At 73.3% G+C, this 14,609-nt stretch carries 14 protein-coding genes; 3 read left to right on the top strand and 11 right to left on the bottom strand.

The window, feature by feature from the left end:
- Positions 1–249: 249 nt before the first annotated feature.
- Genes ligA through ACFYNX_RS04130 form a run of 4 tightly spaced genes read right to left on the bottom strand, consistent with a single transcriptional unit; the run spans position 250 to position 4,777 of the window.
- Complete coding sequence (ligA, locus tag ACFYNX_RS04145) at positions 250–2,439, bottom strand: NAD-dependent DNA ligase LigA (protein WP_388657423.1); 2,190 nt, start codon at positions 2,437–2,439, stop codon at positions 250–252.
- A 32-nt stretch (positions 2,440–2,471) separates the two neighbouring features.
- Positions 2,472–3,485, bottom strand: coding sequence for a methionine synthase (locus ACFYNX_RS04140; RefSeq protein WP_125666390.1), 1,014 nt, complete (start codon positions 3,483–3,485; stop codon positions 2,472–2,474).
- A gap of 37 nt (positions 3,486–3,522) precedes the next feature.
- Positions 3,523–4,221, bottom strand: coding sequence for an SDR family oxidoreductase (locus ACFYNX_RS04135; RefSeq protein WP_388657421.1), 699 nt, complete (start codon positions 4,219–4,221; stop codon positions 3,523–3,525).
- A 7-nt stretch (positions 4,222–4,228) separates the two neighbouring features.
- The gene (locus ACFYNX_RS04130; RefSeq protein ID WP_388657418.1) at positions 4,229–4,777 is read right to left on the bottom strand and encodes a TIGR00730 family Rossman fold protein; all 549 of its coding nucleotides are present in this window, start codon (positions 4,775–4,777) and stop codon (positions 4,229–4,231) included.
- 76 nt (positions 4,778–4,853) lie between these two features.
- Between ACFYNX_RS04130 and ACFYNX_RS04125 the strand changes: the two genes are divergently transcribed.
- Both ACFYNX_RS04125 and ACFYNX_RS04120 read left to right on the top strand, forming a co-directional pair.
- Positions 4,854–5,441, top strand: coding sequence for a hypothetical protein (locus ACFYNX_RS04125; RefSeq protein ID WP_388657416.1), 588 nt, complete (start codon positions 4,854–4,856; stop codon positions 5,439–5,441).
- A gap of 58 nt (positions 5,442–5,499) precedes the next feature.
- The gene (locus ACFYNX_RS04120) at positions 5,500–5,868 is read left to right on the top strand and encodes an NIPSNAP family protein (RefSeq protein WP_388657413.1); all 369 of its coding nucleotides are present in this window, start codon (positions 5,500–5,502) and stop codon (positions 5,866–5,868) included.
- Here the strand turns inward: ACFYNX_RS04120 and mnmA are convergent.
- The gene (mnmA, locus tag ACFYNX_RS04115) at positions 5,865–7,010 is read right to left on the bottom strand and encodes a tRNA 2-thiouridine(34) synthase MnmA (RefSeq protein ID WP_388657410.1); all 1,146 of its coding nucleotides are present in this window, start codon (positions 7,008–7,010) and stop codon (positions 5,865–5,867) included. The two genes, ACFYNX_RS04120 and mnmA, sit on opposite strands and share 4 nt — an antisense overlap.
- Positions 7,011–7,071: 61 nt before the next feature.
- Here mnmA and ACFYNX_RS04110 point away from each other — a divergent pair, with 61 nt between their 5' ends.
- Positions 7,072–7,722: an N-acetylmuramoyl-L-alanine amidase gene (locus tag ACFYNX_RS04110; RefSeq protein WP_388657408.1), complete on the top strand. Its 651-nt coding sequence runs from the start codon at positions 7,072–7,074 to the stop codon at positions 7,720–7,722.
- Between the two features lie 24 nt (positions 7,723–7,746).
- Here the strand turns inward: ACFYNX_RS04110 and ACFYNX_RS04105 are convergent, their stop codons facing one another.
- The 6 genes from ACFYNX_RS04105 to ACFYNX_RS04080 all read right to left on the bottom strand — a co-directional run bounded on the left by ACFYNX_RS04105 (position 7,747) and on the right by ACFYNX_RS04080 (position 14,566).
- Complete coding sequence (locus tag ACFYNX_RS04105) at positions 7,747–8,910, bottom strand: cysteine desulfurase family protein (protein WP_388657404.1); 1,164 nt, start codon at positions 8,908–8,910, stop codon at positions 7,747–7,749.
- Between the two features lie 176 nt (positions 8,911–9,086).
- On the bottom strand, positions 9,087–9,950 hold the full coding sequence (locus ACFYNX_RS04100; RefSeq protein WP_388657401.1) for a thioesterase family protein: 864 nt from the start codon (positions 9,948–9,950) through the stop codon (positions 9,087–9,089).
- Between the two features lie 23 nt (positions 9,951–9,973).
- Positions 9,974–10,651, bottom strand: a complete 678-nt coding sequence (locus ACFYNX_RS04095; protein ID WP_125663640.1) for a trimeric intracellular cation channel family protein — start codon at positions 10,649–10,651, stop codon at positions 9,974–9,976.
- Positions 10,652–11,073: 422 nt separating this feature from the next.
- Entirely contained in the window at positions 11,074–12,453 is a 1,380-nt protein-coding gene (locus tag ACFYNX_RS04090; RefSeq protein ID WP_388657837.1) for an ABC transporter ATP-binding protein, read from the bottom strand.
- Between the two features lie 8 nt (positions 12,454–12,461).
- On the bottom strand, positions 12,462–13,571 hold the full coding sequence (locus ACFYNX_RS04085; protein WP_365549148.1) for an ABC transporter ATP-binding protein: 1,110 nt from the start codon (positions 13,569–13,571) through the stop codon (positions 12,462–12,464).
- Complete coding sequence (locus ACFYNX_RS04080; RefSeq protein ID WP_365549145.1) at positions 13,568–14,566, bottom strand: ABC transporter permease; 999 nt, start codon at positions 14,564–14,566, stop codon at positions 13,568–13,570. Before ACFYNX_RS04080 ends, ACFYNX_RS04085 begins: the two co-directional genes overlap by 4 nt.
- Positions 14,567–14,609 lie beyond the last annotated feature (43 nt).

The raw sequence follows: 14,609 nt of genomic DNA, 5'->3' as shown, positions 1-14,609 counted from the left end.
GTGCGGCCGCCGTCGTCCGGTGCGGGACCGCCGGCGGGCGGCCGCTCCTCGTGCCACGGGACCGTTGTCCTGACGCCACGACCGGCAGAGCCCTCGCGCGGTCGTGCAGGACGAGACGCACGGTCACCACACTAGGCCGCCGAGGGCTCCGACGGGCAGCGCTCTCCGTGTCTTGCCCGAATGAGACCCGGCCACCCCTCCCGGTCTGGTATGCGCCGAACGGGTGATGTTCTCCGGGACGGAAAGGGGCTATTGGGGAGTCTCGGGTACGGGGACCGCGGCCTCCCGGGCGGCGTCGGGCCCCTGTGCGAGCAGGATCGAGAAGCCCTCCTCGTCCAGAACCGGAACTTTGAGCTGCATCGCCTTGTCGTACTTCGAACCGGGGTTCTCCCCCACCACGACGAAGGAGGTCTTCTTCGAAACGGAACCGGTCACCTTCGCTCCGAGCCGCTGGAGCGACTCTTTTGCGCCATCCCTGGTGAACTTCTCCAGGGTGCCGGTCACCACGACCGTGAGCCCCTCCAGCGGACGCGGCCCCTCGTCCTCGCCGGCGCCCTCGTCCTCCAGGGCGACCCCGGCGGCCCGCCACCTGCGCACGATCTCGCGGTGCCACTCCTCGGCGAACCACTGCTTCACCGCCGCCGCGATGATCCCGCCGACCCCGTCGACGGCCGCCAGCTCCTCCTCGCTCGCCTGCTCGATCCGCTCCAGGGAGCGGAACTCGCGGGCGAGGGCCACGGCCGCGACCGGACCCACGTGCCGGATCGAGAGCCCGTTGATGAAGCGGGCCAGCGGGCGGGTCTTCGCCTCCTCGATGTTCTTCAGCATCGCCAGGGCGTTCTTCTTCGGCTCGCCCTTCTGGTTGGCGAAGACGGTGACGACCTTCTCCTCGCCGGTCTTCGGGTCCCGCTTGGGCAGCCCGCTGCTCTGGTCGAGGACGTACGCCTTGATCGGCAGGAGCTGCTCGATGGTGAGGTCGAAGAGGCCGCCCTCGTCCGCGAGCGGCGGCTCGGACGGCTCCAGGGGGCCGGTCAGCGCCGCGGCGGCCACCATGCCGAAGTGCTCGATGTCCAGGCACTGCCGCCCGGCCAGGAAGAAGAGCCGCTCGCGCAACTGGGCCGGGCAGGTCCGGGCGTTCGGACAGCGGAGGTCGATGTCGCCCTCCTTCATCGGCTTCAGCGGCGTCCCGCACTCGGGGCACTCGGCCGGCATCACGAACTCCCGCTCGCTGCCGTCCCGCAGGTCCGCGACCGGCCCGAGGATCTCCGGGATGACGTCGCCGGCCTTGCGCAGCACGACCGTGTCGCCGATCAGGACGCCCTTGGCCCTCACCACCTCCTGGTTGTGGAGGGTGGCGAACTCGACCTCGGAGCCGGCCACGGTCACCGGCTCCACCTGCGCGTACGGGGTGACGCGGCCGGTCCGGCCGACGCCGACCTTGATGTCGAGCAGCTTGGTGTTGACCTCCTCCGGCGCGTACTTCCAGGCGATGGCCCAGCGCGGGGCGCGGGCCGTGGAGCCCAGCCGGCCCTGGAGGGGGATCTCGTCGAGCTTGACGACGACGCCGTCGATCTCGTGCTCGACGGAGTGCCGGTTCTCGCCGAAGTACGCGATGAACTCCCGCACCTCGTCGAGCGTCTTCACCACCTTGTTGTGCCGGGCGGTGGGCAGGCCCCACTCGTGGAGCAGCTCGTACGCCTCCGAGAGCCGGGCGATGCCGAAGCCCTCGCGGGCGCCGATGCCGTGCACCACCATGTGGAGCGGGCGGGAGGCGGTGACCTTCGGGTCCTTCTGGCGGAGCGAACCGGCCGCCGCGTTGCGCGGGTTGGCGAAGGGCTTCTCGCCGGCCTCGACCAGGCGGGCGTTGAGCCCGAGGAAGGCCTCCATCGGGAAGTAGACCTCGCCGCGGACCTCTACGAGCTCCGGGATCCGGTCGCCGCTCAGCCGCTCCGGGACGTCCTCGATCGTGCGCACGTTGGGCGTGATGTCCTCGCCGGTGCGTCCGTCGCCGCGGGTCGCGGCGCGGGTCAGGCGTCCGTGCTCGTACGTCAGGTTCACGGCCAGGCCGTCGACCTTCAGCTCGCACAGGAAGTGGTGGTCGGGCGTGCCGACGTCCCGGGCGACGCGCTCGGCCCAGGCGGCCAGTTCCTCGTCGTCGAAGGCGTTGTCCAGGGAGAGCATGCGCTCCCGGTGCTCGACGGCCGTGAACTCGGTCTCGTACTGGCCCGCGACCTTCTGGGTCGGCGAGTCGGGGGTCCGCAGCTCCGGGTACTCCTCCTCCAGCGCCTCCAGGGAGCGCAGCAGCTTGTCGAACTCGCCGTCGCTGATGACCGGCTGGTCCTTCACGTAGTACCGGAAGCGGTGCTCCTCGATCCGCTCGGCCAGGTCCGCGTGCTTCTCCCGTGCCTCGGCGGGCAGGGCCCCCTCGTCGACTGCCACCTTCGTCCGTCCTCCCGTGCCTCGGTCCCCGGTCACTCCGGGTTGTCCGCGAGCGACTTCGCAGCCCGGACGCAGTGGGCGAGCGCCGCACGGGCGTGGGCGGGCGACGCGCCCGCGAGCCCGCACGTGGGGGTGATCACCACGGACTCCGCGAGGGTCCCCGGATTCAGCCCCAGCCTGCGCCACAGCGTCCTGACACCCATGACGCTACCGCCCGGGTCCGACAACGGGCCGTCGGTGGACGGCACCACACCGGCGAAGAGCTTCGTGCCGCCCTCCACGGCCTCCCCGATCGCCTCCTCGTCACGCTCGGTGAGCAGCCCGAAGTCGAACGAGATCCCGGCGACGCCGGCCCGGCGCAGCAGCGCGAAGGGGACGTCGGGGGCGCAGGAGTGGACGACCACCGGCCCGTCGTGGACCGCGGCCACGTCCCGCAGGGCGCCCTCCACGACCTGCCGGTCCACGGCCCGGTGGGTGCGGTAGCCGCTGGCGGTGCGGACCTGCCCGCGCAGCACGGCGGTGAGCGAGGGCTCGTCGAGCTGGAGGAGGACCCGGGCGCCGGGGACGCGCTTGCGCACCTCGGCCAGGTGCTGGTGGAGCCCCTCGGCGAGCGATCCCGCCAGGTCCCGGCAGGCGCCCGCGTCGCCGAGGGCGGCCTCGCCGCCGCGCAGCTCCAGGGCGGCGGCGAGCGTCCAGGGGCCCACCGCCTGCACCTTGAGCGCGCCCTCGTACCCCTGGGTGAACTCCTCCAGGGCGTCGAGGTCCTCGCCGAGCCAGGAACGGGCCCGCCGGGTGTCGCGGCCGGGCCGGTCGCTGATCCGCCAGCCGCTCGGCTCCACGTGCGCGTACAGGTCGACGAGCATCCCGATCGTCCGGCCGGTCATGTCGGCGCCGGGCCCGCGGGCGGGCAGCTCCGCGAGGAACGGGAAGTCCTCGAAGGAGCCGGTGACGGTCTTGGCGGCCTCGCGGGCGTCGCCGCCGGGCAGGGACCCGACGCCGGTGGCGGGGCCCCAGGGGAAGTCGTTCTTCTCGGTCGTGTCGCTCACCGGGGAAGCGTACGTCCCGGGGGCCCGGCCCTCTCCGTCAGCGTCCCGGGCGGACGGTGAGGTCGTTGATCTCGGCGTCGCCCGGCAGGTCGAGCGCGGTGAGGATCGCCGTCGCGACCGACTCGGGGTCGATCCACCGCGACGGGTCGTACTCCTTGCCCTCCTGCTGGTGCACCTTCGCCTGCATGGGGCTGGCGGTGCGGCCCGGGTAGACCGAGGTGACCCGGACGCCGTGGGCGTGCTCCTCGTGGCGCAGGGAGTCCGCGAGGGCCTTCAGGCCGTGCTTGGAGGCGGCGTACGCGCCCCACTCGGCGTGCGCGCTGAGCCCGGCGCCCGAGTTCACGAAGACGACGTGCCCCCGGGAGACGCGCAGTTGGGGCAGGAAGTGGCGGGTGAGCTCGGCCGGGGCGACCAGGTTCACGTTCAACTGGTGGTGCCAGGTCCTGGGGGTGAGCTCGCCGACCGGTCCGAGGTCGACGACGCCCGCGACGTGCAGCAGCCCGTCCACCCGCTCGGGCAGGCTCTGGTGCGAGAACGCCCAGGAGAGCCGGTCCGGGTCCGCGAGGTCCCCGACGAGGGTGCGCGCGCCGGGGAACCCGGCGGCGAGCTCCTTGGCCCGCCCCGCGTCGCGCGCGTGGAGCACGAGGTCGTCCCCGCGCGCGTGGAGGCGGCGCGCGACGGCCGCGCCGATGCCGGAACCGGCTCCGGTGATCACATGAGTAGCCATGGCTCCCATGCTCGCATCAGCGGGGGGCCGGGGAGGCGATCTCCTCCTCCAGGTAGGCGAGGGCCGCCGCGCCGTCGTCCGCGAAGAAGACGAGGTCGGCGAGGGGGAGCGGGAGGAAACCTTCCTCCTCCATGCGCCGGAACTGCTCCTTCAGGCCGTCGTAGAAGCCCTCCGTGTTGAGGAGGACCACCGGCTTGCGGTGCTTGCCGTGCTTCTTCAGCTCCAGGATCTCAGTGGCCTCGTCGAGGGTGCCGGTGCCGCCGACCATGACGACGATCGCGTCGGACTTGGCGAGGAGCAGGGCCTTGCGCCGCGCGAGGTCCTCGGTGACGACCATCTCGTCGGCGTTCGGGCGGGCCTTGTGGGCGAGGAAGTCGACGGAGACGCCGACGAGCCGGCCGCCCGCCTCCTGGACGCCGTCCGCGACGACCTTCATCAGGCCGGTGTCGGAGCCGCCCCAGACGAGGGTGTGCCCCGCCCTGCCGAGGAGCGTGGCGAAGTCACGGGCCGGCGCCGTGTACCGCTCGTCGAGCCGGGCGGCGGAGAGGAAGACGCAGATGTTCATGGCCTCCACCGTACGGCTCCCGGAAAAGTCCGGGCCGCGGCGATGAGTTCCGGTGACGGCCCCGGTCTGCCCTGCCATGGACGAGGTGAACAGGTTCGGGGGGCGCGTCACGTCACGGGACGGGACGACGGTCGCGTACGAGCGGTACGGGGAGGGGGGCGGGCCGCCGCTGGTCCTGGTGGGCGGGGCCCCGGGAGCGGCGGACGGGCGGGCGCTGGCCGGGCTGCTCGCCCGGCGCCTCCCGGTCGTGGCGTACGGCCGCCGGGAGCACGGGGGCGTCGAGCGGGAGGTCGAGGACCTGGCGGCCGTCCTGGCGGCGGTGGGTCCGGGGGCGGCCGTGCACGGCACGGGTACGGGGGGCGTCCTCGCGCTCGCCGTGGCGGCGGCCGGGCTGCCGGTGGACCCGGTCTCGGTGTACGAGCCGCCGCACGCGGACGTGCCCCTCGGGCGGGTCTCCGCGCGCGTGCTCGTGGTCGACGGGGGCTTCAGCCCGGCGGAGACCCGGCGCGCGGCCCGCGCGCTGGCGGCGGCCCTCCCCCGGGCCCGGCACCGCACCCTGACGGGCCAGACCCACGAGGTGGCCCCGCACGTCCTGGCCCCGGTCCTGGCGGAGTTCCTCGCGGAATCCCTCGCGGAGGGGCGGAGGTTCCCGGGCGGGTCCTAGGGGGCGCCGGTCACCGCGACGCCGCGGGCGCGTGCCGGACGCCCCCTAGCCTTGGCGCATGATCACATGCGTCGTGCGGTACACGATCGACCCGAGGAAGATCGCCGCCTTCGAGCGGTTCGGCCGCCGCTGGATGGAGCTGGTGCAGGCCCACGGCGGCACGCACCACGGCTACTTCCTTCCGGCGGAGGGGGCGAGCGACGAGGCCCTGGCCCTGTTCAGCTTTCCCGGCCTGGCCGCCTACGAGGAGTACCGGCGGCTCTTCGGACGGGACCCCGAGTTCATCGAGGCGGACCGCATCCGCGACGACAGCGGGTGCGTGCTGCGGTACGAGCGCACCTTCATGCGTCCGCTGCTGCCCGGCGACCTCGCCGCGTCCGGACCGGCGGCCGGGGAGCCGGAGGAGCCGCCCCGGGCCGGTTCCTAGGCGCCGGCCGGTTCCGTCGTCCGGCGGACCGTCGTGGCGATCGTCGCCGAGCCCACCACGCGCGTGCCGTCGTACAGCACGATCGCCTGGCCGGGGGCGACGCCCCGGACGGGCTCGTCGAAGGTGACCCGCAGTGCGCCGTCCTCCGTCTCCGCGCTCACCGGCGTCTCGCCGCCGTGGGCGCGGAGCTGGGCGGTGTAGCGGCCGGGGCCCTCCGGGGCCGTGCCGCACCAGCGGGGCTTGATCGCGGTGAGGGCGGTGACGTCGAGGGCCTCGACGGGGCCGACCGTGACGGTGTTGTTCACGGGCGAGATGTCGAGGACGTAGCGGGGCTTGCCGTCCGGCGCCGGGTGACCGATCCGCAGACCCTTGCGCTGGCCGATGGTGAAGCCGTACGCGCCCTCGTGGGTGCCGACCTTCGCGCCCGCCTCGTCGACGATGTCGCCCTCCGCCTTCCCCAGGCGGGTGGCGAGGAAGCCCTGGGTGTCGCCGTCGGCGATGAAGCAGATGTCGTGGCTGTCGGGCTTCTTCGCGACCGCGAGCCCGCGCCGCTCGGCCTCCGCCCGGATCTCGTCCTTGGTGGTGAGGGTGTCGCCCAGCGGGAACATCGCGTGCGCGAGCTGCTTCTCGTCGAGCACGCCGAGGACGTACGACTGGTCCTTGGCCATGTCGGAGGCGCGGTGCAGCTCGCGGGTGCCGTCCTCGCCCAGGACGACGGTGGCGTAGTGGCCGGTGCAGACCGCGTCGAAGCCGAGGGCGAGCGCCTTGTCGAGGAGCGCCGCGAACTTGATCTTCTCGTTGCAGCGCAGGCAGGGGTTGGGGGTGCGGCCGGCCTCGTACTCCGCGACGAAGTCGTCCACCACGTCCTCGCGGAACCGCTCGGCCAGGTCCCACACGTAGAAGGGGATGCCGATGACGTCGGCGGCCCGGCGCGCGTCGCGGGAGTCCTCGATCGTGCAGCAGCCGCGCGCTCCGGTGCGGAACGACTGGGGGTTCGCGGAGAGGGCGAGGTGGACGCCGGTGACGTCGTGGCCCGCCTCGGCGGCACGGGCGGCGGCGACGGCGGAGTCCACGCCGCCCGACATGGCGGCGAGGACCCGGAGGGGGCGGGCGTGGGGGCGCTGGGGCGGGGTCTGAGTCATAGCCCCACCAGGGTACGGGGCGCCGGGAACCACCGTCGCGGTAGTAGGCGTTCTCGAAGACATGGGGAGCAAGGGGAACGGGGCGGTGGGGCGGCGGGCCGTCCTGCTCGGCGGCGGGGCCGCGGTGGTGGGCACGGCCGTGCTCGCCCGGGAGGAGCTGGCGCGCTTCTGGTGGCGGCTGCCGGGGTCGCGGAGGAAGCGGGTGGAGGGGGAGCTGGACCACGCGGGCGCGGAGTGGACATCGGCGGCGCGGGCGAACTGGCGGCGGGCGGACCGGCCGGACGACTACACGATCGACCGGGTCGTGATCCACGTCGTGCAGGGCAGCTACGCGACCGCCCTGCGGGTCTTCAAGAACCCGGGGCACGGGGCCGCCGCGCACTACGTGGTCCGCAAGGACGGGCACGTGGCGCAGATGATCCGGGAGCTCGACGTGGCCTTCCACGCCGGGAACCGGAGCATGAACGAGCGGAGCATCGGCATCGAGCACGAGGGCTTCGTCGACCGGCCGAAGGACTTCACGGCGGCGATGTACGAGGGGTCGGCGCGGCTGACGGCCGACATCTGCGCCCGGTACGGGATACCCGTGGACCGGGAGCACGTCATCGGGCACGTCGAGGTCGAGGGCACCGACCACACCGATCCCGGTCCCCACTGGGACTGGGACCGGTACCTGAAGCTGGTGCGGGAGGCGTCGAAGAAGCCGGCGTGAGGCGGCGGGGCGGCGGGGCCGGGCTCAGGTGAGGCCGGCCGTGCGGGCCCGCTCCACGGCCGGGCCGATCGCGTCGGCGACCGCCGCCACGTCCTCCTCGGTGGAGGTGTGGCCGAGGGAGAAGCGCAGGGTGCCCCGGGCCAGGTCGGGGTCGGTGCCGGTGGCGAGCAGGACGTGGCTGGGCTGGGCGATGCCGGCGGTGCAGGCGGAGCCGGTGGAGCAGGCGATGCCGGCCGCGTCGAGCAGCAGGAGCAGCGAGTCGCCCTCGCAGCCGGGGAAGGTGAAGTGGGCGTTGGCGGGGAGCCGGTCGACCGGGTCGCCGCCGAGGATCGCGTCGGGGACGGACGTACGGACGGCGGTGACGAGTTCGTCGCGCAGGGCGCCGACCTCGCGGGCGAACTCCTCTCGGCGTTCGGCGGCGAGCCGGGCGGCGACGGCGAAGGCGGCGACGGCCGGGACGTCGAGGGTGCCGGAGCGGACGTGCCGCTCCTGGCCGCCGCCGTGCAGGACGGGTACGGGGGTGTGCTCGCGGCCCAGGAGCAGGGCGCCGATGCCGTAGGGGCCGCCGATCTTGTGGCCGGAGACGGTCATGGCGGCGAGCCCGGAGGCGGCGAAGTCGACCGGGACCTGCCCCACGGCCTGAACGGCGTCGGCGTGCAGGGGGACGCCGAACTCGGCGGCGACATCGGCGAGTTCGCGGATCGGCATGAGGGTGCCGATCTCGTTGTTGGCCCACATGACGGTGGCCAGGGCGACGGTCCCGGGGTCGCGGGCGATCGCCTCGCGCAGGGCCTCGGGGTGCACCCGGCCGTGGCGGTCGACGGGCAGGTACTCGACCCGCGCGCCCTCGTGGACGGCGAGCCAGTCGACGGCGTCGAGGACGGCGTGGTGCTCGACCGGGCTGGCCAGGACGCGGACGCGGCGGGGGTCGGCGTCGCGGCGGGACCAGTAGAGGCCCTTGACGGCGAGGTTGTCGGCCTCGGTGCCGCCGGAGGTGAGGACGACCTCGCTCGGCCGGGCGCCGAGGGCGGCGGCGAGGGTCTCGCGGCCTTCCTCGACGGTCCGCCGGGCCCGCCGTCCGGCGGCGTGGAGGGAGGAGGCGTTGCCCGTGACGGCGAGGTGGGCGGTCATCGCCTCGATCGCCTCGGGCAGCATGGGCGTGGTCGCGGCGTGGTCGAGGTAAGCCATGGTGGGTCGATTCTACGAGCCCGCCGCGGCGCTCCCCGCGCCCGGTCCGTCCGCGCCGCCGCACCCGGGTGTGCCGCCGCCCCGCCCCTGTGCGGCAAGGGCGGGGCGGTGGCGGTCCGGGCGTACGGACGTGCGTAAGGGGATACGGGCGTGCGTACGGGGACGGGCGTACGGGCTCAGCCGCGCGGGGCGCGGGCGAGCTGGCGGGACTGGGCGACCAGGCGGTCGGCGCTGTCCCAGACCTCGGCGTCCTCCTCCAGGAAGCCGCCGGCCAGGTTGCGGGTGGTGATGGAGACCCGCAGCGGGCCGGGGGCCGGGCGGCAGCGGACGTGGGTGGTGAGCTCGACGGTCGGGGTCCAGCCCTTGAGGCCCAGCTCGAAGGAGGTCGGCGGCAGGGCGTCGACGGTGAGCAGCAGGGACAGGGCGTCGGGCTCGCGCCCGTCGGCGAGGCCGAACCAGGCGCGCATCTCGCCCTTGCCCGAGGGGGCGCCGATCGCCCAGCCGACGCAGGCCGGGTCGAGGCGGATGTCGAGCCGCTCGGTGATGGCGGAAGAGCCGGGGATCTGCGGGGTGGGGCCGTCGGAGGCGCCGAAGCAGTTCTCGATCGGGGCCATCGCCGGGGGCGTCGCGCTGGTGCGGACGTCGTCGGGGAGGGCGTCGAGGTCGCCGTACGAGGCGAGGACGCGGATGCGCTCGACCTCGGTGCCGTCCTCGGCGTACTGGAAGAGCGAGGCCTGTCCGGTGGAGAGGGTCCGGCCGGTGCGGACGGTCTCGGTCCGGATCACCGCGGGACCGGGCACGGACGGCGTGAGGTAGTGCGCCGAGATCGTGAACGGGTCGGGGTGCGGGAGGTGGTGGCCGAGGGCGCGGCCGAGCAGGGCGAGGAGGTAGCCGCCGTTGACGGCGTGGATGATCGTCCAGCCGGCGGAGAGGTCGGCGTCGTAGACGCCGGGCTCCCGGAGGGTGACGGCGGTGTCGCGGTCGAACTCGTTCGCGACGACGGCGCTCGTCTCGGTGCTCGTCTCGGTGCTCGTGCTCATGGACCCGAAGGTACCGCAGGTTACTACTGAGCGGTAGCTTTCTCCGGCTCCTCGCTGGTGGAGGAGCGGCGGTTCCAGGCGCGGGGCGCGCGCCAGTGGTAGCGCATCGCGAGGAGGCGGAGCACGAAGGCGGTGAGGACGGCGGCGCCGCTCGTGAAGGCGTTGAGGGTGTCGAAGCGGATGCAGAGCACGACCGTCGTCGCGCCCACGATCGCCGGGACGGCGTACAGGTCCCGGTCCCAGCGCAGCAGCGAGGGCACCTCGTTGGCGAGCACGTCGCGCAGGACGCCGCCGCCGACGGCGGTGGCGAGGCCGAGGGCGGCGGAGGAGGTGAGGCCGAGGCCGTAGTCGTACGCCTTCGTCGTCCCCGTCACGCAGAAGAGGCCGAGCCCGGCGGCGTCGAACACGTTGACGGCGGCCTGGGTGCGCTCCACCTGGGGGTGCAGGAAGAAGACGAGGACCGTCGCGACCAGGGGCATGAGGAAGTAGCCGAGGTCGGTGAAGGCGGCGGGGGGTACGGCGCCGATGATCAGGTCGCGGAAGAGGCCGCCGCCGAGGGCGGTGACCTCGGCGAGGACGGCGATGCCGAAGACGTCGAAGTTCTTCCGGACGGCGAGGAGGGCGCCGGAGATGGCGAACACGAAGATGCCGACGAGATCGAGGGCGTGTTGGACGGAGGGGGTGAACAGGTCGTGGAGCACCGCCCAATTGTGCCGGTAGTTCCCGTGGGGGGGTGGGCGGGCGGTCTGCGGGTCCGGTGTCCCGGTGGCCTCGGCGGGACGGGAGCCGGTTCTCGTGTCCCGCCTCTTCCGGCGGGGCGGAGCCGTCTTGGCCCGGCCCCCTGGTGGGCGGGGAGGGGATCTCCCCCACCCCGCCCCTTCCCGAAACCCTGACGGGACCGGGGGCCGCGCCCCCGAACCCCCTGACGCGAGCGCTCCGCGAGCCGGCGCGGCCGGGGCGCCGTACGGGGCGCTCGGCCCCGCCGGGCGTGGAGTGCCGGGCGGGCGCCGCCCGCACACGCGAGAGACCCCCGGCCTGGCGGTACGGAACCGTTGGGCGAGGCACGCCGCCCGCACACGCGAGAGGTCCCCGTCGCCGGGCGGCGACGGGGACCTCTCGCGGTTCATGCCTTCGGCGTGTCGCCCTCGGCGGCGGGGCCGGCCGGCTTCGTCGTCCCGGCCGCGGGCTCGGCAGCGGCTTCGACCGCCCCGTCCGCCTCGGCGGGCGTCTCGGCAGGTGCCTCGGCCTTGGCCGCAGCCGCCCCGGTCGCTGGCTTCCCGGTCTTGGCCGGGTCCTCGGGCTCGGCAGGTGCCCCGCCCTCGGCCGCAGCCGCCCCGGCCGCGGGCTTCCCGGTCTCGGCCGGGTCCTCGGGCTCGGCAGGTGCCCCGCCCTCGGCCGCAGCCGCCCCGGCCGCGGGCTTCCCGGTCTCGGCCGGGGCCTCCGTTCCGGTGGTGACCGGCGCCGTCGGCTCCGGGCGCTTCGTGATCTCCACCGACTCCCGTGCGCCCGGCAGCGTCACGCCCTCCGCGTTCTCCGGGTGGTGGCAGGCCACGCGCTGGCCCGGGCGGAGTTCCAGGAGCGGGGGCTCCTGGGTCCTGCAGATCTCCGTGGCCTTCCAGCAGCGGGTGTGGAAGCGGCAGCCCGGCGGCGGGGCGATCGGGGAGGGGACGTCGCCGTTGAGGAGGATGCGCTCGCTCTTGACGCCCCGGCGGCGCGGGTCCGGGACCGGGACCGCCGACATCAGGGCCCGGGTGTACGGGTGCATCGGGGCCGTGTACAGGGACGTGCGGTCCGCGAGCTCGACGATCTTGCCGAGGTACATCACGGCGATGCGGTCCGAGACGTGCCGGACGACCGAGAGGTCGTGCGCGATGAACACGTAGGTGAGGCCCAGCTCGTCCTGGAGGTCGTCCAGGAGGTTGACCACCTGCGCCTGGATGGAGACGTCCAGGGCCGAGACCGGCTCGTCCGCCACGACCAGCTTCGGCTTGAGCGCGAGCGCGCGGGCGATGCCGATGCGCTGGCGCTGGCCGCCGGAGAACTCGTGCGGGTAGCGGTTGTAGTGCTCCGGGTTGAGGCCCACCAGGCCGAGGAGGCGCTGCACCTCCTTCTTCACGCCGCCCTCGGGCTCGACGCCCTGGAGCCGGAAGGGCGCGGAGACGATCGTGCCGACCGTGTGGCGCGGATTCAGCGAGCCGTACGGGTCCTGGAAGATCATCTGGATGTCCCGGCGGAAGGGCCGCATCCCGGACACCCCGAGGTGGGAGATGTCCTTGCCCTGGAACTCGACCGTGCCGCCGGTCGGTTCGAGCAGGCGGGTGATGAGCCGGCCCATCGTCGACTTGCCGCAGCCGGACTCGCCGACGACGCCGAGGGTCTCGCCGGGGTAGACCTCGAAGTCGAGGCCGTCGACCGCCTTGACCGCGCCGGTCTGGCGCTGGAGCAGGCCCTTCCGGATGGGGAAGTGCTTCTGCAGGCCGGTGACCTTGAGCAGGGGTTCCATGGTCTCGCTCACAGCTTCGGCGCAATCTCTTCGGTCCAGATGCGGGTGCGCTCCTCCTGCGGCATGTGGCAGGCGGAGTAGTGGCGCTCTCCGACGAGCTCCAGCTCGGGCCGCTGGGTGCGCGTGATGCCGCCCTTGGGGACGTCCGCGTACGGGCAGCGCGGGTTGAAGGCGCAGCCGCTCGGGATGTTGATGAGGCTGGGCGGATTGCCCTTGACCGGGATGAGGCGGTCGGTCTGCTCCCGGTCGATGCGGGGCATCGAGCCGAGCAGGCCCCAGGTGTAGGGGTGCTGCGGCTCGTAGAAGACCTGCTCGGCCGGGCCGCGCTCGACGCAGCGCCCGCCGTACATGACGAGGATGTCGTCGGCGAGCTCGGCGACGACGCCGAGGTCGTGGGTGATGATGACGACCGCGGAGCCGAACTCCTTCTGGAGGTCCCGCATCAGGTCGAGGATCTGTGCCTGCACGGTCACGTCGAGGGCCGTGGTCGGCTCGTCGGCGATGAGCAGCTCGGGGTTGTTGACGAGCGCCATGGCGATCATCGCGCGCTGCCGCATGCCGCCGGAGAACTCGTGCGGGTAGTTGTCGAACCGCTTGGCGGGCTCGGGGATGCCGACCCGGTCGAGGAGTTCGACGGCCCGGGTGCGCGCCGTCTTCTTGTTCACGTCGTGGTGGACGCGGTACGCCTCCACGATCTGGGCGCCCACCGTGTAGTACGGGTGCATCGCGGACAGCGGGTCCTGGAAGATCATGGCCATCTCGCGGCCGCGCATCCGGCGGACCTCTTCCGGGTCGGCCGAGAGCAGCTCGCGCCCATTCAACCAGATCTCGCCGGAGATCCGGGCCTTCTGCCGGCCGTACTGGCCGACCGTGTGCAGGCCCATGATGCCGAGCGAGGTCACCGACTTGCCGGAGCCGGACTCGCCGACGATGCCGAGGGTCTTGCCCTTCTCCAGTTGGAAGGAGAGGCCGTCGACCGACTTGACCAGGCCGTCGTCGGTCGGGAAGTGGATCTTCAGGTCGCGCACGTCGAGGAAGGCCTCGGAGGGGGCGGAGCCGCCCGCGGCGACGGCGGGCTCCTCCACCGCCGTTCCGGTCTTCGGCAGCTTGTCCGTCATGCGAGCCTCACTCGGGGGTCGATCACCGCGTACAGAAGGTCCACCACGAGGTTGGCGATGACCACGGAGGCGGCCGTGATGAGGGTGACCGCGAGGATCACCGGCAGGTCGCGGTCGCCGACCGCCTTGAAGGCGGCGTTGCCGAGACCCGACAGGTTGAACGCGGTCTCGGTCAGGACCGCGCCGCCGACGAGGGCGCCCAGGTCCATGCCGAAGATGGTCAGGATGGGGGTCATGGTGGAGCGCATCGCGTGCTTGCCGAGCACGACCGGCTCCGGCAGGCCCTTGGCGCGGGCGGTGCGGATGTAGTCCTCGCCGAGGACCTCCAGCATGGTGGCGCGGGTGAGGCGCGCGTACATCGCCGCGTAGAGGAAGGCGAGGGTGACCCAGGGCAGCAGGAGGCCGACGAACCACTCGCCCGGGGACTCGGCGAACGGCACGTACTTGGCGTCCAGCCAGCCGAGCTGGGTGCGGAAGAGGAACATCGCCAGCATGGCGGTGAAGTAGATGGGGAGCGAGACGCCGGCGAGCGCGGTGACCATCGCGGCCCGGTCGACCACGGTGCCGCGCTTCAGCGCGGAGACGACGCCGGTGGTGACGCCCATGAGGAGCCAGAGCACCGCCGCGCCGAGGACCATGGAGAGGGTGACCGGGATCCGGTCGACCAGCATGGTCCAGACGTCCTGCTCGGTCTTGAAGGAGTAGCCGAAGCACGGGGCCGCGCAGTGGATGCTGTCGCCGCCGCCGACGTAGTCGCGGCCGACGAAGATGCCGGAGACGAAGTGCCAGAACTGCACCAGGATCGGCTCGTCCAGGCCCAGCTTCTGCCGGATGCCCTCGATGGAGGCCGGGTCCGCCTGCTTGCCGACGAACATCGCGGCAGGATCGCTGCCGGTCAGCTTGGGAATGAGGAAGAAGATGCTGAGCGTCACGAGCGTGACGACGAGCAGCATCACGACGACCGCGAAGAGTCGCCGGACTATGTATGCAAGCATGCGGTCGGCCGGTCGGCGGCCGGGGCACCCGATCGGGTGCCCC

It is taken from the genome of Streptomyces sp. NPDC007872 (assembly GCF_042868165.1).
In the GTDB taxonomy this organism is placed as follows: domain Bacteria; phylum Actinomycetota; class Actinomycetes; order Streptomycetales; family Streptomycetaceae; genus Streptomyces.
This window is presented reverse-complemented; position numbering and strand designations above follow the sequence as displayed.